Annotated in this window: 21 protein-coding genes; 15 read left to right on the top strand and 6 right to left on the bottom strand. The window is 63.5% G+C overall.

All coding sequences use genetic code 11. The features are described 5' to 3' along the window. The first annotated feature begins 8 nt into the window (after nucleotides 1-8). The 4 genes from RhoBH5_RS04875 to RhoBH5_RS04860 all read left to right on the top strand — a co-directional run bounded on the left by RhoBH5_RS04875 (nucleotide 9) and on the right by RhoBH5_RS04860 (nucleotide 5303). A complete protein-coding gene (locus RhoBH5_RS04875) occupies nucleotides 9-1196 on the top strand; it encodes a sensor histidine kinase (protein ID WP_165638244.1) in 1188 nt (395 codons plus the stop codon). Between the two features lie 35 nt (nucleotides 1197-1231). Beyond that, a complete protein-coding gene (locus tag RhoBH5_RS04870) occupies nucleotides 1232-1924 on the top strand; it encodes a response regulator (RefSeq protein ID WP_003940960.1) in 693 nt (230 codons plus the stop codon). Between the two features lie 134 nt (nucleotides 1925-2058). Beyond that, nucleotides 2059-2856, top strand: coding sequence for an ABC transporter ATP-binding protein (locus RhoBH5_RS04865; RefSeq protein WP_007731166.1), 798 nt, complete (start codon nucleotides 2059-2061; stop codon nucleotides 2854-2856). After that, complete coding sequence (locus tag RhoBH5_RS04860; protein WP_070162703.1) at nucleotides 2853-5303, top strand: ABC transporter permease; 2451 nt, start codon at nucleotides 2853-2855, stop codon at nucleotides 5301-5303. Before RhoBH5_RS04865 ends, RhoBH5_RS04860 begins: the two co-directional genes overlap by 4 nt. A 3-nt stretch (nucleotides 5304-5306) precedes the next feature. Here RhoBH5_RS04860 and RhoBH5_RS04855 read toward each other — a convergent pair whose 3' ends face one another. Next, nucleotides 5307-6020: a TIGR03089 family protein gene (locus RhoBH5_RS04855; RefSeq protein ID WP_270007990.1), complete on the bottom strand. Its 714-nt coding sequence runs from the start codon at nucleotides 6018-6020 to the stop codon at nucleotides 5307-5309. Between the two features lie 38 nt (nucleotides 6021-6058). After that, a complete protein-coding gene (locus tag RhoBH5_RS04850; protein ID WP_269616166.1) occupies nucleotides 6059-7591 on the bottom strand; it encodes an LCP family protein in 1533 nt (510 codons plus the stop codon). 66 nt (nucleotides 7592-7657) lie between these two features. Between RhoBH5_RS04850 and rfbD the strand changes: the two genes are divergently transcribed. The 4 genes from rfbD to RhoBH5_RS04830 are packed head-to-tail and all read left to right on the top strand — an operon-like array spanning nucleotide 7658 to nucleotide 11337. After that, the gene (rfbD, locus tag RhoBH5_RS04845; protein ID WP_054802243.1) at nucleotides 7658-8497 is read left to right on the top strand and encodes a dTDP-4-dehydrorhamnose reductase; all 840 of its coding nucleotides are present in this window, start codon (nucleotides 7658-7660) and stop codon (nucleotides 8495-8497) included. 43 nt (nucleotides 8498-8540) lie between these two features. After that, a complete protein-coding gene (locus RhoBH5_RS04840) occupies nucleotides 8541-9455 on the top strand; it encodes a glycosyltransferase family 2 protein (RefSeq protein WP_003940999.1) in 915 nt (304 codons plus the stop codon). Next, nucleotides 9452-10534 carry an NDP-sugar synthase gene (locus RhoBH5_RS04835; RefSeq protein ID WP_270007989.1) on the top strand — a complete coding sequence of 361 codons (1083 nt, stop codon included), beginning with the start codon at nucleotides 9452-9454 and terminating at the stop codon, nucleotides 10532-10534. The genes RhoBH5_RS04840 and RhoBH5_RS04835 overlap by 4 nt, the downstream gene beginning before the upstream one ends. Before the next feature lie 32 nt (nucleotides 10535-10566). Then, nucleotides 10567-11337, top strand: coding sequence for an SGNH/GDSL hydrolase family protein (locus RhoBH5_RS04830; RefSeq protein ID WP_003940765.1), 771 nt, complete (start codon nucleotides 10567-10569; stop codon nucleotides 11335-11337). Here the strand turns inward: RhoBH5_RS04830 and RhoBH5_RS04825 are convergent. Genes RhoBH5_RS04825 through cofD form a run of 3 tightly spaced genes read right to left on the bottom strand, consistent with a single transcriptional unit; the run spans nucleotide 11328 to nucleotide 14267 of the window. After that, on the bottom strand, nucleotides 11328-11888 hold the full coding sequence (locus tag RhoBH5_RS04825) for an NUDIX hydrolase (protein ID WP_003940680.1): 561 nt from the start codon (nucleotides 11886-11888) through the stop codon (nucleotides 11328-11330). The genes RhoBH5_RS04830 and RhoBH5_RS04825 overlap by 10 nt on opposite strands. 4 nt (nucleotides 11889-11892) lie before the next feature. Then, a complete protein-coding gene (locus tag RhoBH5_RS04820; RefSeq protein WP_042450117.1) occupies nucleotides 11893-13278 on the bottom strand; it encodes a coenzyme F420-0:L-glutamate ligase in 1386 nt (461 codons plus the stop codon). After that, nucleotides 13275-14267: a 2-phospho-L-lactate transferase gene (gene cofD / locus RhoBH5_RS04815; protein WP_003940958.1), complete on the bottom strand. Its 993-nt coding sequence runs from the start codon at nucleotides 14265-14267 to the stop codon at nucleotides 13275-13277. Before cofD ends, RhoBH5_RS04820 begins: the two co-directional genes overlap by 4 nt. A gap of 380 nt (nucleotides 14268-14647) precedes the next feature. On the opposite strand from cofD, the gene RhoBH5_RS04810 reads away from it, so the two are divergent. Beyond that, the gene (locus RhoBH5_RS04810) at nucleotides 14648-14926 is read left to right on the top strand and encodes a WhiB family transcriptional regulator (RefSeq protein WP_020907098.1); all 279 of its coding nucleotides are present in this window, start codon (nucleotides 14648-14650) and stop codon (nucleotides 14924-14926) included. A 175-nt stretch (nucleotides 14927-15101) separates the two neighbouring features. On the opposite strand, the gene RhoBH5_RS04805 is transcribed toward RhoBH5_RS04810, so the two are convergent. Further along, nucleotides 15102-15590, bottom strand: coding sequence for a metallopeptidase family protein (locus RhoBH5_RS04805; protein ID WP_003940797.1), 489 nt, complete (start codon nucleotides 15588-15590; stop codon nucleotides 15102-15104). 79 nt (nucleotides 15591-15669) lie between these two features. On the opposite strand from RhoBH5_RS04805, the gene RhoBH5_RS04800 reads away from it, so the two are divergent. The 6 genes from RhoBH5_RS04800 to RhoBH5_RS04775 all read left to right on the top strand — a co-directional run bounded on the left by RhoBH5_RS04800 (nucleotide 15670) and on the right by RhoBH5_RS04775 (nucleotide 22599). Beyond that, entirely contained in the window at nucleotides 15670-16056 is a 387-nt protein-coding gene (locus RhoBH5_RS04800) for a DUF3499 domain-containing protein (protein ID WP_007731177.1), read from the top strand. Nucleotides 16057-16183: 127 nt separating this feature from the next. After that, the gene (locus RhoBH5_RS04795; protein WP_003941022.1) at nucleotides 16184-17557 is read left to right on the top strand and encodes a phosphomannomutase/phosphoglucomutase; all 1374 of its coding nucleotides are present in this window, start codon (nucleotides 16184-16186) and stop codon (nucleotides 17555-17557) included. A 163-nt stretch (nucleotides 17558-17720) separates the two neighbouring features. Continuing rightward, a complete protein-coding gene (locus RhoBH5_RS04790) occupies nucleotides 17721-18815 on the top strand; it encodes a hypothetical protein (RefSeq protein WP_030535017.1) in 1095 nt (364 codons plus the stop codon). After that, nucleotides 18816-20048, top strand: coding sequence for a mannose-6-phosphate isomerase, class I (manA, locus tag RhoBH5_RS04785; protein ID WP_063316634.1), 1233 nt, complete (start codon nucleotides 18816-18818; stop codon nucleotides 20046-20048). Between the two features lie 8 nt (nucleotides 20049-20056). After that, complete coding sequence (locus RhoBH5_RS04780) at nucleotides 20057-21016, top strand: cation diffusion facilitator family transporter (protein WP_270007988.1); 960 nt, start codon at nucleotides 20057-20059, stop codon at nucleotides 21014-21016. An 86-nt stretch (nucleotides 21017-21102) separates the two neighbouring features. After that, entirely contained in the window at nucleotides 21103-22599 is a 1497-nt protein-coding gene (locus tag RhoBH5_RS04775; RefSeq protein ID WP_007731185.1) for an amino acid permease, read from the top strand. The last annotated feature ends 50 nt before the right edge of the window (nucleotides 22600-22649 follow it).

Raw genomic sequence — 22649 nt, 5'->3', positions numbered from 1 at the left:
TTGGCGGCATGGCTCGTTTTCCGACTAGTGAACGCTTCGTCCGCTGGAGCGCGGAACATGCTCGCGGTGTGGACATCTGCATTGCGACGGTTGCCGCACTGTTCAGCGTTGTCGTGGCGGTCGAGGCGAGTCCGCTGGCGGTGTTCATCTCGCTGGGTATGACCGTTCCGTTGGTTTGGCGACGCTCGCGCCCCGAACTCTCCGGCATGGTGATCGCAGGATTCGCGGTTCTACACGTGATCTTCATCGGCAACACACTGCTCGCATCGGCCGTTGTCGTACCCATCTCCCTGTACGCGCTGGCCGCCTATGGTGCTCGGTGGAGTTCACTCACCGGGCTGGTGCTTGCGTTGCTCGGCTCGATTGCCGGGACTGTTCGATACTTCGGCTACGACGGAATCCCGGTGTCCTCGCAGGTCATGCAGTCCGTGGCCGTCATGATCTTCATGCTCGCGGTCTGGGCGTTCGGTGATTTGCGTCGAGTTCGCACCAAACAATTGGAAGGTCTGACCGAGCGCGCACGGTTGCTCGAACTCGAGCGTGCGCAGGAAGCGGAAATCGCGACGATCAGCGAACGCTCGCGGATTGCGCGCGAGATGCACGACATCGTCGCGCATTCGTTGACCGTTGTCATCGCTCAGGCCGACGGTGGACGCTACAGCGCGGCCAAGGATCCTCAGGCTGCAATTCAGGCACTCGAGACAATTGCCTCCACCGGCCGCCAAGCGTTGACCGACATGCGATCGCTGCTGTCCGTCCTGCGTGAGGACACGCCCCGTGATTTCTCGGTGATCCCGGGCGCCGGCGACATCGACAGTCTCTTCCACGAGTTACGCAGCAGCGGACTCGACATCGCCGTCAGTGTGACCGGGGAACCACGCGAACTCTCTGCGGGTGCGGGGTTGACGGCGTATCGCATCGTGCAGGAATCGCTGACGAACGTTCTCAAACATGCGGGGCCTGGAGCACAGGCGAGCGTCGAGATGACATGGGCTGAAACCGAACTCGTTCTCGGTATCACCGACGACGGACGAGGCGGCAGCGCCGCGCTGGTCGAATCGTCACCAGGCGGACAGGGACTGATCGGAATGGCCGAGCGAGCCAAGCTGCACGGAGGCAAAGTGACCGCCGGACCGAAATCAGGCGGCGGATACAGCGTCCGGGCCGTCTTGCCGTACGAACGAACGTCTGGGTAGGTCTTGAAACGTCCGAAGGTCTTAAGGTGAGTGGCATGGACGAACACGTGGCTCCGATCGCAGTGGCACTGATCGACGATCAGCAGCTGGTCCGCGCAGGTTTTCGAATGGTCATCGACTCACAGCCGGATCTGTCGGTGGTTGTCGAGGCTTCGGACGGTCAGCAGGCGTTGACCGAGTTGGCCGCCCGTCATGTCGACGTCGTTCTGATGGATGTCCAGATGCCGAAGATGGACGGCATCGAGGCGACTCGTCGGCTCCTGGCCGACCCCGATGCGCCGAAGGTCGTGGTGCTCACCACCTTCGACAACGACGAGTACGTGATGTCGGCTATCCGGGCGGGCGCCAGTGGTTTCCTGCTCAAGGACGTGCCACCGGAGCAGTTGCTCGACGCCATCCGCACCGTGCACCGCGGGGACGCGGTGATCGAAGCCCGGGCCACTCGGCGACTGCTTCAGCACGTCGGGCCACTCCTGGAAGGCTCGGCGCCCGAAGCGCAGTTGCCCGAAGAGTTGACGCCGCGCGAGGTCGAGGTGCTCGAAGCCATGGCGTACGGGCTGTCGAATTCGGAGATCGCTGCGAAATTCCACGTCTCCGAGACGACAGTGAAAACCCATGTCGGACGGGTTCTTTCAAAGACTCATTCTCGTGATCGTGTACAGGCAGTCGTCTTCGCCTTCCAGATCGGACTTGTCCGGCGCGCAGATCTCCTCGGCACCGAGGGCTGACACGCCGCCCTGTCCAGTCCTACCCCGGGATGACACCGGGCTCTCCAAGATCGCCCCGCACTCCGACGCGGAGACCACTTGCGCTGCAATAACGTCGATTCCGTCATAGCGAGAAGCTTTACGGAGGGCAAAAAATGCATGCGCACACCACGACGGAACCAGCCGCAGTGCCGGCGATCACTGCCCGCGGTGTCACCAAGGTGTACGGCACCGGTGAGACCACGGTTCACGCGCTCGGCGGAGTCGACGTGGACTTCGGTCGCGAGCGGTTCACCGCGATCATGGGCCCGTCCGGCTCCGGAAAGTCGACGCTCATGCACTGCCTGGCCGGACTCGACACGGTCTCGGGTGGGCAGGTTTTCCTGGGCGACACCGAAGTCACGAAACTCGGCGACACGGAGCTCACCGAACTGCGACGCGAGCGGATCGGATTCGTCTTCCAAGCGTTCAACCTGCTACCGGTGCTCACTGCTCGGGAGAACATGCTGCTGCCGATGAAGCTGGCAGGTAGTGAACCCTCGTCCGAGTGGATGGACGAGGTGATCGGAAAGCTGGGCCTGTCGCAGCGCCTCGACCACCTGCCGCACGAGTTGTCCGGCGGTCAGCAGCAACGTGTAGCTGTCGCCCGTGCATTACTGCCCCAGCCCGACGTGATCTTTGCCGACGAGCCTACCGGCAACCTGGATTCCCGTTCCGGGACAGAGGTTCTGGGACTCTTGCGCACCAGTGTCCGGGAGACCGGTCAGACGGTCGTGATGGTGACACACGATCCGGTGGCGGCGTCGTACGCGGATCGAGTCGTGTTGATCGCGGACGGGCGTATAGCCGGAGAGATCGACCATCCCACCGTCGACTCGGTGATCGGTGCCATGCGAGCTCTCGGTGCCGACGACCTGGCCGATGTTCCTGCAGTTTCGGGTGCACTGCGATGAGAGGTCTGGCTTTTGCGCAGGCGCGGGCACATGCCGGGCGCTATGTGGCGTCGATACTCGCGGTGGTGATCGCCGTCGGATACATCGTCGCGACTTTGACCTTGAGCTCGACGGTCGACGCGAGTGTGAGCAAATCACTTGCGACGCAATACGAAACCACAGATGTCGTCGCGTCCGGTCCAGGCGTGACAGAAGCACTGCTGAGCGCGGTGCCGGGCGTCTCGGCGGTGGCCGACGACGTGTCGACCTATGTTCGTGTCGACTCCGAGGCAAAGGGCGCGTCCTACGGGGATGCGCTCTCGATTGCCGACAATCCCGAATTGCGTTGGGAGAAGGTGTCGGAGGGATCGATTCCGGCCGGTCTGGGGCAGGTGTTGGTGAGCGCGGACTCCGGGATACCGATCGGTGCCCGAATCACAGTCACGGCACGGGATTCGACGGTCGGTGCCGCCGCACCCACCGCGGAGGTAGTCGGACTGGTCGACCTCTCCGGTTCGGCGCAACGACTGGGCGGGATCAAGATATTCACCACCGCCGAGCAGGTGAGCGCGTGGGCCGGTGACAGTGCCGAACGTGAGTTCCGTGTCGCCGGTGACGGTTCACGCTCTCAGCAACAACTCGTGGATTCGATCGCGAGCGCGTTGCCCGCGGACTCCACCGTGCTGACCGGCGAAGAAGCCACAGACAACGCCGCAGCCGAATACATGGGCGGCACCAAGATCCTCAGCACGGTGTTGCTCGCCTTCGGCGCCATCGCCGTTGTTGTTGCCGCGCTGGTGATCGCCAATACATTTGCCGTGCTGCTCGCGGCGCGCACTCAGGAACTTGCGTTGCTGCGATGCGTCGGCGCCACGGCCAAACAGGTTCGCCGGAGCATTCGCAGTGAAGCCGCGGCGGTCGGCGTGATCGCCTCGGTGATCGGCGTCGGACTCGGTGTCGGACTTGCCTGGGCAATCGGTCGCGTAGCAACGGCCGCAGATGTGCCGGTTCCTCTTTCGTCACTGAGCGTCACCCCGGTGACCGTGCTCGTCGGTCTTGCCGTCGGCATCGTGATGACGATGCTCGCTGCATCTGCGCCCGGGCGGGCGGCAACGAGGCTCTCCCCGCTGGCAGCACTGCAGCCGATGGAGTCCAAGCCTGAGAGCGTTCAGGTATCGGTGGTGCGCCGGGTTCTCGGCGTCGTGACCCTGCTCGCGGGCATCGCGATGACCGTCCTGGGAGTGACGAATCAGCAGGTGCCGGCGGCAACCGCCGGTGGACTGTTCTCGTTCCTGGGGATCGCGGCACTGTCCGGTCGAATCGTGCCTGCACTGATCAATGCGGCCGGCGGAGTGTTGGCGAGACTGATCGGTCCGGTGGGAAGCCTGGCAGCAGGCAACGCCGGTAGGAACCCACGCCGCACCTCGGCGACGGCCACCGCATTATTGATCGGTGTTGCCTTGACGAGCACGCTCGTCGTGGGAATCGCGACGGTCAAGGAAGCCGCACCCGCGGCGATGGACAGTCAATTCCCCGTCGACGTCATGGTGAGCAGTTCAGGTTCGGCACCGCTTCCCGCAGGGTTGGGCACAGACATCGCCGCGGTCAACGGTGTCGGCGCGGTGAGCGGTCTGGACAAGGCCGAACTGACGATCGACGGGCGCGGTTCGTTGGCCGGATTCGGCGTCGACGCTGCTCGGGTGAAAGATGTTCTGCGTACCGAGATCTCGGTACCCGCGGCCGGTCAGTTGGTGCTCTCGCCCGCTGACCTGACCGAATACAAGCTTTCGGCGGGCGATACGGCGACGGTGCGTGGGGATCGCGGCGTCGTGAACGTCAGCGTGGTCGAGGGCGTGAAAGGTCAACCAGCACTACTGGATCGAGGCGATCTCGGTGCAGCGGCCACCGCGCCGACCACCGATTCGTACTGGGTAAGGCTGGGGACGGATACTGACGAACAGGCTTTGGCCGCCACCGACCGCATCACCGAACTGGCACGCCAGGGAGCGCCGGGCAGCGATGTTCAGGGCATGACCGAGATGCGTTCAGCTCTCGATTCGATCCTCGACACCATGCTCATGGTGGTTGCCGGATTGCTGTCGGTAGCGGTGTTGATCGCTTTGATCGGCGTCGGAAACACCATGGCACTGTCCGTTCTCGAACGGCGCCGCGAATCCGGACTGCTTCGCGCACTCGGACTGACCAAGAAGGGAATTCGAGCCATGTTGATCTGGGAAGCACTGCTGGTGGCAGGAGTCGCATCGGTGATCGGAGTGCTGTTCGGGATGGTGTTCGGTGTAGCCGGTACCGCATCGGTATTCGGGATCGAGGACGTCGCCCTCAGCGCAGTGCCGTGGGTGCAGTTGGTAGCCATCGTGTTGATCGGCGGAATCTGCGGTGTGATCGCGTCACTGCTCCCCGCTAGGCGGGCGGGGCTGGTGTCACCGGTAACAGCTCTCGCGAGCTAGCGTTCAGAGCTGTTTCGTGACCTTCTCGGTGCCCACTCGGCGCGCGGTAGCTTCCGCGTCCGGGTGGGCCACCTGCACGAGTGAGGCACCCGCGGCGAGAACTGCCAGAAGCCCGTCGATCAATTCGTCTGCCGTGTCCCACGTGCGACTGGAGAGGACACGATCCGTCGACACCAATTCGACGTTCTTCGCCGATGTCCGTGCCGCGTCGATCGTGTCCGCTACGGACCGGCCTTCCAGCGCCGAACCGGCTCCGGCGCTACGGAACTGGTCGCCGTGCACACGGATGGAGGTTGCGTAGTCGGCGACGCCGAGCGGAAGATCGCTCAAACCTTTGCCGAACGCGTCGAGGGAGAGTGCGGCTACTTCCGGTACGTCCGCAACATCGTCCAGTCGGTCGGCAGTGACAAAAGCCAGTTCGGCGTCGGCGTCGGGGGAGAGGACCACCTCACCGCCTGCCCACCACACACCCAGCAAGACGGCGACGCTCTGCCAGTGCGCGGGAAGCAGCACGGCAACTTTGCCGCCGGGCTCGAGAGCGAACTCGTCGCGAACCATGTTCGCTGTCTTTGCCGCCCAATTGGCCAGAGTGCTCGCAGACAATTCGATGCGCTCGCCGGTGGCGTCGTCGTAGTAGGTCACGCGAGGGCCGGCCGGGTCGGCAGCCAGGATCGGTCCGAGGAGGGCGTCGGTCAGGTTGTCTACAGGCGAAGGCACGTCGTCAGCTTACGCAGCCGCTCAGTTCACACAATTTTTCAGTTGACACAGCGCGGGCCGTTGGAGGCCGCGTCGATCGGCGGACCGGGAGGGGCGGGAGTGGGGCTGGTCTCGGTGGTGCTCGACGATTCAGTCGTGCTTGTCGCTCCTTCGGACGGGGACACCGCGTCCGCGGACTGCGGGCCGCTGTAGTCCTCGGCAATGACAACCCGAACCTTGCCCGAGGACAATGACGAATCCGCCTTGACCGTCAGACCGCCGAGTGCCTCGGCGACCGCGAGTGCTGCGTCGTCGTCCGCGGACTTTGCGAACACCGTCGATTCGGTGACGTCGGAGCCGGTGTTGTTGCCGACCTGACCCTGCTTGTACCCGAGGGCACTCAACGCTTCGGAAACCCCGCTGGCCAACCCTGCGATGTCACTGGCGTTTGCGACGTCGACCGTGATCGAGGACGCATTCACCGTGGTCGGTGCTTCGGAGGTCTCCTCCGAGTCCTCGCTGTCGGCGCCGACCAATCCCGCGATGTACTTCTTGACGGCCTTGGGATCGACCTTGACGATGGACTCGCCGTAATCGGTCATGCCGTTGATGTCGAGAACGGGAATTGTCTCGAATTGCACCTTGCCGCCGGCCAGATTCTGCAACTGCTTGGCGAACTCGATGATGTCCCAGTCGTCGTCGATCACGACGGAACGCTGGACAGCCGAGGTCAGCTGACTGAGCTTGCCGGGGTCACTGAGGGTTTTTGCGCTGAGTACCTTGCTGACGAGAGAAGCCATGAACACCTGCTGGCGAACGATCCGGTCCAGGTCGCCGCGAGGAAGATCGTGTCGTTGTCGCACGAAGCTCAGCGCGTCGGCACCGTCGAGTGTCTGTTTCCCGGCCGCGAAATTGGCTCCGGACATCGGTTCGTCTACCGGCGCGTTGAGGCACACGTCGACTCCGCCCACTGCGTTGGTCAGCAGGACGAATCCGAGTAGTCCGACTTCGGCGTAGTGATCGACGGTGATGCCGGTCAGATTCGCCACCGCTCCGATGAGCGCGGTCCGGCCGGCTTCCGTCGACTTCTTGTCTGCGTCGCTGTCGGACGACCCGTTGTTGACCAACTTCAGCCGTTCGGTTTCCTTGGTGGCACCGAACGCGGCGTTGATCTTCGACATACCGATACCCGGGACGTTGACGTACGCGTCGCGGGGAATCGAGATCGCGGTCGCGGAACTCCCGTCGTTGGGGACGCGGATCAAGATGATGGTGTCGGTATTGGACGCAACTTCCTCACCTGCGCGCAACGAGTCGAGCTCGCTTTGTGAGAGCGGGTTGCCGTGCGCGTCCGTTCGACTGTCCGTTCCCACCATCAGAATGTCGATGGCGCCGTCCTTGCCGCCACCGAGGCCGAGTCCGCTGGCAGTGGCAAGGCTGTTTCTCAACGAGTCCACACCCCGCCACGCGAACCCGGTGACCAGCAGTACGAGCACGGACAGCACCGCGACCGCTATGCGAGCCGGGCTCGTCTTGGTCCGAATCGGCGCAGGTCGTGGACGCGCGCGGCGCTGCGGTTGCTGGTGGGACACCCCTTCAGGTTACTGGTCCGATGCTCGGCCGCGGGTACCTCGACGCGGCGTGCCAGACTCAACCGTGTGACGAATATCCTGCTCACCGGCGCCCGAGGGCAGCTCGGAACACGTATCGATGCTCTCGCAACGTCGGCGGGTCACACTGTGACGGCCGTCGGTTCCCGCGAGCTCGACATCACCGACAGCCGCGCGGTCGACGACTTCGTCTCGCCTGATTCGGTGCTGATCAACTGCGCTGCGTACACGGCCGTCGATGCTGCCGAGACCGACCAGGAGGCGGCGAGGGCGGTCAACGAGATCGGACCGCGGAATCTCGCGCAAGCCTGTGCGCGGGCGGGTTCGCGGTTGATCCACGTTTCGACGGACTACGTCTTTCCTGGCGATGCAAGCTCGCCATACGACGTCGATGCACCGACCGGTCCCGCGACGGTCTACGGCCGAACCAAACTGGACGGCGAGATCGCTGTTCGAGAGTCGGGGGCTGACGCGGCCGTTGTCCGCACCGCGTGGGTGTATTCCGGTGTCGGCACGGATTTTGTCGCCACGATGAGAAGGCTCGAAGCCGAACGCGAATTCGTGAACGTCGTGGACGACCAGATCGGGTCACCCACGTACAGCGTCGATCTGGCCGGCGGCATCGTCGAACTCGCGCTGCTGGACTTCACGGGTGCGTCGACATTCCACGTGACGAACGGCGGGCAAGCAAGTTGGTACGAGTTGGCGCGAGCTGTTTTCGAGGAGATCGGAGCAGACCCTGCTCGGGTGCGCCCGTGCAGTAGTGCGGAGTTCGTACGCCCTGCCCCGCGCCCGGCATATTCGGTCTTGTCCGAGCGCGCGTGGGTTACCGCGGGAATGACGCCGCTGCGTCCGTGGCGAGAGGCTCTGCACGCCGCTCTGGCGTGAGCATTGTTCGGGACAGTGGCCGCGGACGGCTAGGCTGACCGGCGTGAGTCCCAAGCTGGCCGTGGTAACGGTGACCTACTCGCCAGGCGAGCATCTCGAGAATTTCTTGAGCACGCTCGCTGTGGCGACGACAGAAAAACCCCAGGTCATCATGGCCGACAATGGGTCGACCGATGGTGCCCCCGAGGCCGCCGATGCCAAGTACGAGCATGTCCGTCTGCTTCGAACCGGCGGAAACATCGGGTACGGGGGAGCGATAAATCGGGCTGTAGCGGAGATCGATTCGTCGATCGAATTCGTCGTGATTTCCAACCCGGACGTCCAATGGGCACCCGGTTCACTCGACGAATTGGTGGCTGCGGCAAATCGGTGGCCAAGGGCCGGTGCACTGGGGCCGAAGGTCCTCGAACCGGACGGCAGTGTCTATCCGTCGGCGCGAACGGTGCCCGACATCACCTCGGGCGTCGGGCACGCGTTGCTCGGTACCGTATGGCCGAAGAACCCGTGGACTGCTCGTTACCGTCAGGAGAACGAGGCCGTCACCGAGCGTGCAGTGGGGTGGCTTTCCGGGTCGTGCCTGCTGGTGCGACGCGACGCCTTCGACACCATCTCAGGTTTCGACTCTCGTTACTTCATGTACATGGAGGACGTGGACTTCGGTGACCGCCTCGGAAAAGCCGGGTGGCTCAACGTATTCGTCCCCTCGGCCGTCGTCACCCATGCCAAAGGCCATGCGGCAGGACGTCATCCGGAACTGATGTTGCCTGCCCATCATCGCAGTGCGTACCAGTTCCAGGCTGATCGCCATCCGCACTGGTGGCAGGCTCCGCTACGACTTGCCTTGCGCGGTGGCCTCGCGGTGCGATCCAAGATCGCCGTAGCTTCTGCAGTTCGCGAGCGCGCTCGCACCGACAACTCGACCGACAACCCATCAGTTTCGAACCACGGGGGAAAATGATGTCCGATTCGAATCCGACCGACGCCGTAATCCTGGTAGGCGGCAAGGGCACTCGGCTGCGTCCGTTGACGCTGTCGGCGCCCAAGCCGATGCTTCCGACAGCCGGCCTTCCGTTCCTGACGCACCTGCTCGCCCGCATCGAGGCAGCCGGAATCAAGCACGTCGTGCTCGGAACGTCCTTCAAGGCAGAGGTATTCGAGGACTACTTCGGCGACGGCTCCAAGATGGGCCTCGAGATCGACTACGTCTTCGAGACCGAACCGCTGGGCACCGGTGGCGGAATCCGCAACGTGCTGCCGAAGTTGCGCGGTGACAACGTCATGGTGTTCAACGGCGACGTGCTCGGTGGCACCGATCTGAACGGCATTCTCGAGACCCACGAGAAGACGGACGCCGACGTGACCCTGCATCTGGTTCGTGTGGGAGACCCGCGAGCATTCGGTTGTGTTCCGACCGACGAGGACGGACGAGTCTCGGCATTCCTGGAGAAGACCCAGGATCCGCCGACGGATCAGATCAACGCCGGCTGCTACGTCTTCAAGCGCGAAATCATCGAACAGATCCCCGAAGGACGACCGGTATCGGTCGAGCGCGAGGTGTTCCCGAATCTGCTGGCCGAGGGCAAGCGGGTGTTCGGTCACGTCGACTCGTCGTACTGGCGTGACATGGGAACCCCCGAGGACTTCGTTCGCGGTTCCGCCGACCTGGTGCGAGGTATCGCACCTTCGCCGGCTCTCGAAGGTCCGCGCGGCGAGTCGCTGGTTCACCCCGGAGCCGGAATCGCGCCGGGCGCTGTCCTGATCGGCGGCACGGTTGTCGGTCGGGGCGCAGAAGTCGGCGCAGGCGCTCGCCTCGACGGTGCAATTCTCTTCGACGGCGCCGTTGTGGAAGCCGGCGCGGTGGTCGAACGATCGATCCTCGGATTCGGCGTCCGTATCGGACCCCGAGCGCTGGTCCGCGACGCTGTCATCGGCGACGGCGCGGACATCGGTGCGCGGTGTGAATTGTTGCGCGGCGCACGCGTGTGGCCGGGGGTGACGCTGCCGGACGGTGGCGTGCGCTTCAGCACAGATGTGTGATCGTTAGCTGACCTACTGGAATACTGGCGGGTATGACTTCTCTTCCGAGCCGTTACGTTGCCCTCGGTGACTCGTTCACCGAGGGCGTCGGCGACGCCGACGAACGATTCCCCAACGGTCTGCGCGGGTGGGCAGACCGAGTGGCCGAGCAGCTGGCGGTGAACAATCCCGACTTCCGCTACGCCAACCTGGCGATTCGTGGTCGCCTACTCGGACCGATCATCGACGAGCAGTTGGAACCCGCTCTGGCGTTGAAGCCCGATCTGGTGACCATCTACGCCGGCGGAAACGACATGATGCGTCCGAAGCTCGACATCGATGCGATGGTCGCCCGCTACGATTCGGCAATCGGTCAGCTCACTGCATCCGGCGCTCGGGTTCTGATGTTCACCGCGTACGACACCGGATGGTCCGCCTTCTTCGGCAAGCTCCGCGGACGTCTGGCGATCTACAACGAGCTTGTTCGCGAGGTGGCCGACCGCCACGACGCGACCCTCGTCGACTTCTGGCGATTCTCCGAATATCAGGACCTTCGGATGTGGGACTGGGATCGCCTCCACATGTCGCCCTCCGGGCACGAGAACATGGCGACGCGTGTGCTCGACGTGCTCGGCGTCGAACACGGATTGACCCCGCCCGATCTCGGGCCTGCGCCGGTTCTCACGAAAGCCGAAACTCGTCGCGAGGATCGTCAATGGGCGCGAGAGTTCTTGGTGCCGTGGGTAGCTCGGCGCGTGAAGGGAACATCTTCGGGCGACGGCGTGAGCGCCAAGCAGCCCCAGCTTTCTCCGATTCAGTCCTGATTCTTGCGCTGACGGGCGAGCGCGACCAGGTGGTCGATGGTCTCGCGTTCCGCTGTAGGTGGGAGCGCGTCCACCGGCCACCATCTGAGGTCGGTGGACTCTGCGCTGCGGACGATATGTGAATTGTCCGGCGCCACAACAAGAAACCGTAGATCGAGATGGCGAGTCGGTACTCCGAGTGAGCACGTGATCGGATGCGTGTGGGCGGAGAGTAGGTCCGCGTCTATCCGAACGTCGTGAATTCCGGACTCCTCGCGAGCTTCCCGCAATGCCGCATCTACCACCGTCTCGTCGTCGGGCTCGCAGTGGCCGCCGAGCTGAATCCACCTGCCCACCTTGGGATGCAGGGTCAGCAAGACGTGGCAGCCACTCTCGTCGAGAACGAGAGACGACGCGGTGATGTGTCCCGGTGCGTGGCGACGAAGGCAGCCGTCCGGAGCCGAATCGAGGAACGCGAGCATCGTGTGCCGCAATGATTCGTCCGCTTCGGAGGACGTCTCCCAGCCCTCCAGGACGCCCTTGGCGGAGGCGTGCAGCGATTCGGCTGACATGGACCTACAGCTCCACCAACGCGTCCCCGGGGGCGGAGACAGAGCGCGGAGTCAGTGGTTCGAGGGGGTGCCCGATTGCGATGGCACCGAGTGGCTGCCAATCCGCCGGGAGATCGAGTTGTTCGCGTACGAGATCGGCGGCGAAGATCGTCGATCCGATCCAGCAGCTTCCCACGCCGCGGGTGGCCAACGAGACCAGCAGTCCCTGCACTGCCGCGCCGGCGGCGACCGTGAACATCGTCGACTCCGCCGCGGTTCGTCCGGCATCCGGATAACTGTGTGCGCCATCGGGCACGCAGAAGGGAATGACGACCTCGGGGGCGTCGAACAGGATGTTTCCGCGGGCAACCCGGGCCTCGACGGATTCGTCACTGCGACCGTCGGCGCGAAGATCGGCGGCCCACTTCTCGCGCATCTGCTCGAGAAGAGCCGTGCGGACCGACTCCGTGCGTAGCCACACGAATCGAACCGGTCTCGTGTGGTGCGGTGCGGGAGCGGTGAGTGCCTCGGCGATCGAGCTGCGAATGATCTCCGCGTCGACGGGATCACTTGCGAACTGTCGAACCGATCGACGCAACAGCAGCGCCTGGCCACGGCCCATCGCCGTAGCTTCCTCGGTGCCCAGCCAGAACAGATCGTCCGGGCCGCGGCGAATCAGATCCTGGCCACTCGAACCGTCGTCCTCGAACCGAAGCCCACGAACGACGGCGACGGGAACGCCGCCCAGCTTGCCCTTGACCAAGTCGCCCGCAGCGGCGATTTCGTCCGCGATCGCGATCTCGGTGACGATCAGATCGTTGCCCTGACTGTCCTGTGCTCCGAGGTAGCCGTGCAGGACCGGAATGCCGGACGAACCGATTGCGGCGTCGGTCTGCCCGTTGCGCCACGCACGACCCATCGTGTCGGTGACGACGACGGCGACGGACTTGCCCGTGCTCTCGAGAATTCGGGCGCGCAGACCCGCAGCGCTCGCATCCGGATCCACGGGGAGTAGCGCCAATTCGGCACCGTCGACGTTGGAGCCGTCGATGCCCGATGCGGCCTGCACGATTCCGAGTTTGTTCTCGGTGATCAGAGTGCGGCCCTTGCGTGCCACGACGCGGACGGCTTCCTGATCCACCAGGAGGCGTCGTGCCGCGTCGCGCTCTTCCGGATCGGTCGGTGAGGAAACGACGCGACCCTCGACTTTGGAGAACACCTTGCTCGTGACGACAACGACGTCGCCGCTTTCGAGCCACGGCGTCGCGTCGACGACAGCTGTGGCCAAGTCGTCTCCGGGCCGGAACTCGGGAAGCCCGAGCACGGGAATGACTTCGATTGCGGCGCCGGGGGAGTGATCACCGGGAGAGTGATTTCTGTCGCGGCTTGCTTCGGTTCCGGGCTCGGTCACAGTTCGACTCCGGCGATCTCGAAAGCCGTGCGAACCATTTTGGCGGTCTCTTCGGGGGACGTCATCAAAAGTGGGATGCTTCGCACGTCCACCCCGTCGATGTCGGCCGTGTCACCTTCGTCGACGAGCCAGCCGTCGAGAATACCGTTGATCGAACGAGCTCCGTAGTGGCGACCGATCGCCTCCGAAGTCGTCTCGACCCCGATCACCTCGAGGCACTCGTCAGCCATGCCGCGCAACGGTTTTCCGCCGATGACGGGGGAGAGGCCGACAACCTTGGCCGCGGTTGTTCGCAGGGCACCGCGAATGCCGGGCACCGCGAGGATCGCGCCGACGCTCACGACGGGATTGGACGGTGCGATCAGCACGATGTCGGCACCGTCGATCGCCTCGACTACCCCTGGCGCAGGCTTGGCCTGCTCGGCGCCGACGTGAGCGAAGCTGTGCGTTTCCACCTGTGCCCGATGGCGTACCCACCACTCCTGGAAATGAATCGCCTTCTGCTCACCGTCTTCCGGATCGGTGATCACGACGTGTGTTTCGCTGCGGTCGTCGCTCACGGGAAGCAGTGCGACACCGGGATTCCAGCGATTGCACAACGCTTCGGTGATCGCGGACAACGGATATCCCGTGCGGAGCATCTGGCTGCGAATCAAATGCGTTGCGATATCGCGATCTCCGAGGCCGAACCAGTCCGGCTTCGCGCCGTACGCGGCGAGTTCTTCTTTCGCATTCCAGGTTTCGCCGGCGTGCCCCCACCCGCGTTCGGTGTCGATGCCGCCGCCGAGTGTATACATACAAGTGTCCAGATCGGGGCAGATGCGCAGACCGTGCATCCACACGTCGTCCCCGACGTTGACGACGGCCGTGATGCGATGTGGGCCTTCGTATTTCTCGAGGGATTCACCACCGGCGATTCCGAGCGCGTTTTGAACACCTTGAAGGAAACGGGCCCCGCCGACGCCGCCAACCAATACAGTCACGTTCACGACAACAGAGCCTAGGCGGTCGGCGCGTCGTCGTGTCTGGCGGGCAGAAGGTCCCGTCAATTGAGGGCCGGAATACTAATGGATTCATCTCGTTTAGCTTGACCGCGACACGCTGGACGTGTGTAATCTCAAATGTGTCATTCCAACCGCTACTTGTGAGTTCACTTGCAGCGGGGCCGGTTTCGAACACAGTTTCGAACGGTCGACGGGGTGGGGTTGAAGATGGAGTGAAAATTCTGCGCTATTACAGGTGAGGAGGCGGAACGATGCCCAATGAAAATGTCGAGATCAGTTCTCTCGCAATGACAGTAAGCGACGAACCGCAGACCGATTCCCGAGCAGGCGCAGCAGAAGGTGCCTGCAGCAGTGAGTTCGACGGTATGAGTACTCGGCCAGTGCTGAGTCTCGTCACCGGCTTCGAAGAATTGTTCGACACCATCGAGGATCAGTGGCAGGAGCGTGCTCTCTGCGCGCAGACCGATCCCGAAGCGTTCTTTCCTGAAAAGGGAGGATCGACGAGGGAAGCAAAACGGATCTGCCTCGGTTGTGAAGTTCGTGACGAGTGCCTCGAGTACGCGCTCGCGAACGACGAACGGTTCGGAATCTGGGGAGGGTTGTCCGAGCGCGAGCGTCGGCGACTCAAGCGGGGGATCATCTGATCTGCTGCTGAATCGGTTCTGTCAGCGTCGGGGCTGACGGGCGGTCTTCGAAAGTCTGACCTGCAACGGGGAATTGCAGGTCAAGCAACGACTGTTTTGTTCTTCGTGTGGATTTACTTCTTCGTGTGACATCAGTTTTTTCGTCTGACAGTGCGTCAGTCCTCGTCGGGCAGTATCAGTCCTCGTCGGGCAGCGTGGGGTCGATGACCTGTGGGTCGACGCCCAGATACGTGCCGACTTGATGGACCAACACGTCGTGCACCAGATCCGTGAGTTCTTCCGGATCCTTCGCTCGCTGCTCCAATGGGCGGCGAAACAGCACAATTCTTGCGCGAGTCGTATTTCCGTGACGGTCGATTCCGGCCGGAATCAGTCGTGACAGTGGAACCGGGCCGTCTGCGATGACCTCCGGCGGCCATGTGACGGACTCCGGATCGTGCGCGTGAATCTTCGGAACTTCGTCCACTGCGATGTCGAGTTTCGTCAGCCGGTCGTGCCATGCGAGGTCGACGGGAGAGAAGGCGTCGAGCACCAGGAGATCGAACTTCTCCGCGCGGGTACGCCTGGCGGGCACCTCCGGGGGAAGTAGCGGTCCGCGCAGGCCACGGCCGTGTCGCTCGATGGAACGAGTGGTGACCGAGCGTCGGCGGCGGGCTTGTGGCATGGCGCCAGATTACGACAGGAGAAACTGCTCGGTGTGTCCGAGTAGGTTCCGGACGTGGGGAGGGCTAGGCTCCGTACCTGTGAGATCTCTGCGTCGCTGCTGCCGCCCCGGGTGCAAGAACCCCGCCGTCGCGACGCTTACGTATGTCTACTCGGACTCCACTGCGGTTGTCGGGCCGCTGGCAACCGTCGCCGAGCCCCATTCATGGGATTTGTGTGACACTCACGGCTCTCGAATCACCGCCCCCAAGGGGTGGGAACTCGTCCGCCACGAAGGCGGATTCGCGTCGAGTACTCCCGACGAAGACGATCTGACCGCTTTGGCCGAAGCTGTACGGGAGGCCGGTCTCGGAGATCGCAGCAAGTCCAACGTCGATGCAGATGAGGACATACGTCCCGCAGCTCCGAGTACTGCCCGTACAGGGCGTCGTGGACACCTACGCGTTCTGCCCGACCCGTCCAACTGACGCGAGATTCGTCGCCGTAGACGCTAGGCTCGACCGAGTACTTCCACACCCGAGTACTGCGAATCTCCGGACGCCATGCGCCCGGATGTTCCCGTCTGTGAGGGTGCATGCACAAGGAGAGTTTTCAGTGGGGCGAACAGCCGAGTCGGTTGCTGCAATCATCAAGGCGTACGACGTACGCGGTGTGGTCGGTGAGCAGATCGACGAAGATTTTGTCCGCGACGTCGGTGCGTCGTTCGCCCGCCTGGTCCGCGACGAGGCCGGCGCCGCCACGACGGTTGTGATCGGCTACGACATGCGCGCATCGTCGCCCACACTGTCTTCGGCTTTCGGTGACGGCGTGCTTGCTCAAGGGCTCGACGTCGTCTACATCGGATTGGCGTCGACCGACGAGCTCTACTTTGCATCCGGTTTGCTGAACTGCCCGGGCGCGATGTTCACGGCGAGCCACAATCCCGCCAAGTACAACGGCATCAAGATGTGTCGGGCCGGCGCCAAGCCGGTCGGTCAGGACACCGGCCTCGCAGTCATCTCCGCCGAGGTCGTCTCGGGTGTTCCCGCGTACGACGGACCGGCAGGCACCGCCAGCACCAAGGACGTCCTCGAGGAATACGCGAGCTACCTCCGCGGATTGGTCGACCTGGCTGCGTTGCGCCCGCTGAAGGTCGCAGTCGATGCAGGCAACGGTATGGGTGGCCATACCGCGCCGGCCGTATTCGGGCCGATGCCCCTCGACGTCCTGCCGCTGTACTTCGAGCTCGACGGCACGTTCCCCAACCACGAAGCCAATCCGCTCGATCCGGCCAACCTCGTCGACCTGCAGGCCTACGTGCGCGAAACCGGAGCGGACATCGGCTTGGCGTTCGACGGTGACGCGGACCGTTGCTTCGTCGTAGACGAGAAGGGCGACCCGGTCTCGCCGTCCGCGGTGACGGCACTTGTCGCCAAGCGCGAACTCGCGAAGGAACCGGGCGCGTCGATCATCCACAACCTGATCACGTCACGGGCAGTGCCCGAACTGGTCGAAGAACTCGGCGGCGTCGCTATTCGTACCCGAGTCGGCCACTCGTTCATCAAGCAGGAGATGGCCGAGACCGGTGCGGTGTTCGGCGGCGAGCACTCCGCTCACTACTACTTCCGCGACTTCTGGGGCGCCGACTCCGGCATGCTCGCGGCGCTGCACGTACTCGCCGCACTGGGCGAGCAGGATCGTCCGCTCTCCGAGTTGATGGCGGAGTACACCCGCTACGCGGCCTCGGGCGAGATCAACTCCACCGTGGCTGACGCGGCAGATCGTACGGCCGCTGTACTGGCGGCATTTGCCGACCGCACCGAGTCGGTGGATCGCCTCGACGGTGTCACGGTCAGTCTCGAGGGAAATGCCTGGTTCAACTTGCGCGCGTCCAACACCGAACCACTGCTGCGACTCAACGTCGAAGCACCCACGTCCGCCGATGTCGACGCATTGGTGAACGAAATTCTGGCGATCGTCCGGGCTTGAATCCGAGTCTGATCGGTTTGTCGGTGAGCCGAAGCCCTGGGATAGTTGGGGGACTATCTCAGGAACGACGGCCTCGGGAACGAGGGCTTTGCCACCACGGACCGCGTGGAGCTGGAATGCTGGATGGTGCGGGAACTGCTAACGGAGAAGGGGGTGCGGTGAGATGACAGCGCCGATGCCGCTTCTCGACCTCGACGACAGCGAGGGTTTGTCAGCTGCCGATTCGGAAGGGCTACTGCGGTCTGTAGCCATGGGCGGCGCACAGATTCGGGCCACCGCGTCGGCCGTCGGTGAGGGTGTGATCTCCCGATTGGCCGGTCTGCGTCCGCGCAGCGTCGTACTGATCGCCGGCGCGGGTGGCGCCCGGCATGGAGCCAGGATCGCGCTTGCTCTCGTCGGAGATTCGGTCGGTTGCCCGCTCCTCGTTCTCGACCGGACGCCGTCGTGGGCCGGGCCGTTGGATGTGATCGTCGTCGCCGGTGACGATGCCGGTGATCCACGCCTCGTCGAATCCGTTGACAGTGCCGTACGCCGCGGCGCCGAGGTTGTTGTCGCCGTTCCCGACGAGGGGCCCATGCGAGCCGTGGCGGCCGGGCGCACCATGCCCTTGCCGCCGCGGCTCTACGCTTCGCCCCGGCACACGATGACGCGGTTCCTCGCCGTCTTCCTCGCGGTTGCCGCCGAGATCGAGGGCAAGGGATCGATCGAGGACCGTTCGGCGGTGCTCGGTCGAATCGCCGACGCAGTTGATGCGGAGGCGCTGCGGGACGGACCGGCCAACGAGGTATTCCACAACCCGGCCAAGTCGTTGGCCACCAGGATGAGCGGCCGGCGAGTCGTTCTGTGTGGAAGTGGTTCCGTGACAACAGCACTCGCAGAGTTCTCGAGCGTTGCGCTGATGAGCTCCGGCCTGAACGCCGCTGCCGCCGAGATGTCCGAGGTGATTCGTTCGGCGCGAGCACTGTTCGCGCCGGACGCAGCTTCACGTGATTCGGTGTTCCACGACCCCTTCTTTCACGATCCGCAACTCGACGGCGCGCTGCCGACCCCGCCGGCGCGCGCGTTCGTCTTCGCGACCGAATCCACGCGCGGGGAGGCGAGGCGCCGGATGGACGCACTGGCTGACGCCGACCTGGTGGTTGCGGCAGACGAAGACCAGACCAACGTGGTCATATCGGAGATGGAGCAGGTATTCGTGTTGGCGTCTCGAGTAGACATGGCCGCGGCGTACGTGCAGTTGACGGGCGGTGCGAAGTAAGTGCGTGAACTCGAAGGTGCACTTCGTTCTTACGCGTGGGGCTCGCGAACGGCAATTGCCGAACTACGCGGTCTTTCGACTCCGTCGAATCATCCCGAAGCGGAATTGTGGTTGGGCGCGCACCCGGGTGACCCGGCGCGCGTGATCACCGAATCCGGAAGCGAGTCGTTGCTCGAAGTCCTGCACCGCGAACCCGAACGCGAACTCGGCCGTGAGAACCTCGAGGCATTCGGTGAGCGACTCCCATTCCTGCTCAAGCTGCTTGCGGCGGAAGAACCGCTGTCGCTTCAAGCGCACCCCAGCGCCGTTCAAGCCGACGAGGGATTTCGTCGTGAGAACGCACTCGGCGTTCCCATGGAATCGCCGATTCGCAACTACAAGGACGGCAGCCACAAGCCCGAACTCGTTGTCGCGCTCAGCAGATTCGAAGCGCTTGCCGGATTCCGCGAGCCGACGCGGACTGTCAAACTGCTGCGCGCTCTGGCCGTCGACGAGTTGGAGCCGTACATCGGTCTGCTCGAAGGCCAACCCGATTCCGACGGACTGCGGGCGTTGTTCACGACGTGGATCACGCTGCCGTCCACGGTGCTCGGGACCTTGCTCCCTGCCGTACTTGCCGGGTGCATCACCTACGTCGCGCACCACGACGCCGAATTCGTGACCGAGATCCGCACCGCGCTGGAATTGAGCGAGGCGTACCCCGGCGACGCCGGTGTTCTGGCGGCACTGCTGCTCAACCGCGTCACCCTCGAGCCCGGCCAAGGACTGTTTCTCGCTGCCGGCAATCTCCACGCGTATCTCCATGGACTCGCGGTCGAGATCATGGCCAACTCCGACAACGTGCTGCGCGGTGGGCTGACACCGAAGCACGTCGACGTGCCCGAATTGCTGAGGGTTCTGGACTTCGTCGGGGCCGATATCGAAGTGCTCGATCCGGCCCCGTCATCTGGATCAGGTCAGTCAGGATCAGGTAGATACGAGTACGTCACGCCGGCGCCCGAATTTCGTTTGACGCGTCTGGAGTTCGACGCGAATTCCACGGACATCGTCGTCGACGCTTCAGGCCCGCGGATTCTGATCTGCACCGACGGCGCGGTCACTGCGACGTGCGGCGCCGACACTCTCGACCTCGATCGAGGCCGAGCGGCGTGGATCGCTGCCGACGAGCCCGCGATACACCTGAGCACACGGACCCCGACTGCGCAGGTTTTCAGTGCCGTAGTCGGAAACTAGGAGACATTGTGTCGGCTCATGGTGGCAAGAAGGCAATTCTGGCGGCCCTCGGAGCCAATGCCGGAATTGCCGTAGCCAAGTTCGCCGGATTCTTGATCACCGGATCGTCGTCGATGCTCGCCGAATCGGTGCACTCGGTGGCCGACACGTCCAATCAGGGTTTGCTGCTCCTGGGGCAGAAGAAGGCAGAACGTGACGCGGATCAACTGCACCCGTTCGGCTACGGGCGCAACCGATACTTCTATTCGTTCGTCGTTGCACTGGTGCTCTTCACCCTCGGTTCGCTGTTCGCGATCTACGAAGGCATTCACAAGATTCAGCATCCGGAAGAACTCAATTCGGCTTTCGTGGCAATCGCGATTCTTGTCATAGCGATTTGTCTGGAGGGCTACAGCTTCCGGACCGCAGCGAAGGAATCACGACCGCTCAAGGGAAATGCGTCGTGGTGGAACTTCATCCGAACCTCTCGTAGCCCGGAACTCCCGGTTGTGCTGCTCGAGGACACCGGCGCATTGATCGGTCTCGTCCTTGCACTCGGCGGCGTCGGCCTCACGATGGTGACCGGAAATCCGGTCTTCGACGGCATCGGAACTCTGTGCATCGGTGTCCTGCTCGGCATCATCGCGATCATTCTGATCATCGAAATGCAGTCGCTGCTGATCGGTGAGGGCGCAACGGCGGTGGAGACCGAACTGATCCTCAACGCCCTGGTCGACGGAACTCGTATCGAACGCGTGATTCATTGCAGGACGCAGTACCTCGGTCCCGAGGAGATCCTTGTTGCTGCCAAGGTTGCGGTGCCGATCGGATCGACGATCTCGGACGTGGCGACGGCGATCGACGAGGCCGAGTCTCGCGTGCGCGCTGCAGTGCCTGCGGCGCGGGTGATCTACCTCGAGCCGGACCTGGATCGTCTCAGCGCAGGAGATCGCCCTGAAACAGATCTACAGGCTCCCGACAAACCCTGAACAAAGCTGCGCCTGCGGGCTTAGGCTGATGCCATCTCTCTACTTGCCCATGGTGGGACCTGTTGGTCCCCAGCAAGGAGGCGGCAATGGCTGTCAAGGACGAGCAGGCCGGATCTGGACGGTCGAAGCTGTTTCGAACCAAATCGATCGAGCAGTCCATCAAGGACACCGACGAGCCGGAAACCAAACTCCGGAAAGAACTGAACTCGTGGGATCTCACGGTGTTCGGTGTCGCAGTCGTCATCGGTGCGGGCATCTTCACACTCACGGCTCGGACGGCGGGAAATGTCGCCGGGCCGTCGGTCTCGCTCGCGTTCGTCATTGCCGCCATCGCCTGCGGACTGGCAGCGCTGTGTTACGCCGAATTCGCGTCGACGGTCCCGGTTGCCGGTAGCGCGTACACGTTCTCGTACGCGACGTTCGGCGAATTCGTCGCCTGGATCATCGGCTGGGATCTCATCCTCGAATTCGCCTTGGCGTCTTCGGTGGTCGCCAAAGGCTGGTCGCTGTACCTCGGCGAAGTGATGGGCTCACGCAGCCCGATCGTCGAGTTGGGGCCGATCTCGTTCGACTGGGGTGCGGTGCTGGTGATCGCTGTCATCACGATCCTGCTCGCGACCGGCACAAAACTCTCGTCGAGGGTGTCGCTGGTGATCACGGCGATCAAGGTCGCGGTGGTGTTGCTGGTGATCGTCGTCGGCCTCTTCTACATCGACACCGACAACTACTCGCCGTACATTCCGCCGTCGGAGCCGGGCTCGACGGGAGAGGGCATCCACCAGTCGTTGTTCTCGTACGTGACCGGGGCCGGTGGCAGCACGTTCGGGTGGTACGGATTGCTCGCGGCAGCCAGTCTGGTGTTCTTCGCGTTCATCGGCTTCGACGTCGTCGCCACGACGGCGGAGGAGGCGAAGGAGCCGCAGAAGGCGCTGCCACGCGGCATCCTGGGTTCTCTCCTGATCGTCACGGTTCTGTACGTGGCGGTGACACTGGTGCTGACGGGGATGGTGAAATACACCGAGCTCGAGGGCGATACCTCCAACCTGGCAACGGCATTCGCTTTCCACGACATCACGTGGGCGAAAAACGTCATCTCGTTCGGCGCTTTGGCCGGTCTCACGACAGTGGTGATGGTGCTGATGCTCGGGCAGACCAGGGTGCTCTTCGCGATGGCACGCGACGGTCTGATGCCACGACGCCTGGCACCGACCGGCAAGCACGGAACCCCTGTGCGGATCACGATCTTGGTCGGCGTCGTGGTCGCGGTGCTCGCCGGCGTTTTTCCGATCGGCACCCTCGAGGAAATGGTCAACATCGGCACACTGTTCGCTTTTGTTCTCGTCTCGATCGGGGTTCTCGTGCTCCGTCGGACGCGTCCCGACCTACCTCGCGGATTCAGGGTGCCGCTGGTCCCGCTGGTCCCGATTCTGGCCGTCCTCGCGTGTCTGTGGCTGATGTTCAACCTGTCGGTGGAGACCTGGATGAGGTTCGTGGTCTGGATGGCCCTCGGCGTTGTCATCTATTTTGCCTACAGCAGACAGCATTCGATGATCGGGAAGCGTGAACGCGGCGAAATCGAGTAGATGTACAAAGTTTATGATTTGTCTATCACTTGTACAAAATCAGTAGTACT

Origin of the sequence: Rhodococcus sp. BH5, from assembly GCF_027583855.1 — a bacterium.
In the GTDB taxonomy this organism is placed as follows: Bacteria; Actinomycetota; Actinomycetes; order Mycobacteriales; family Mycobacteriaceae; genus Rhodococcus_F; species Rhodococcus_F qingshengii.
Note: the sequence above shows the minus strand (reverse complement) of the source record. Positions and strands in the feature narration are given on the sequence as shown.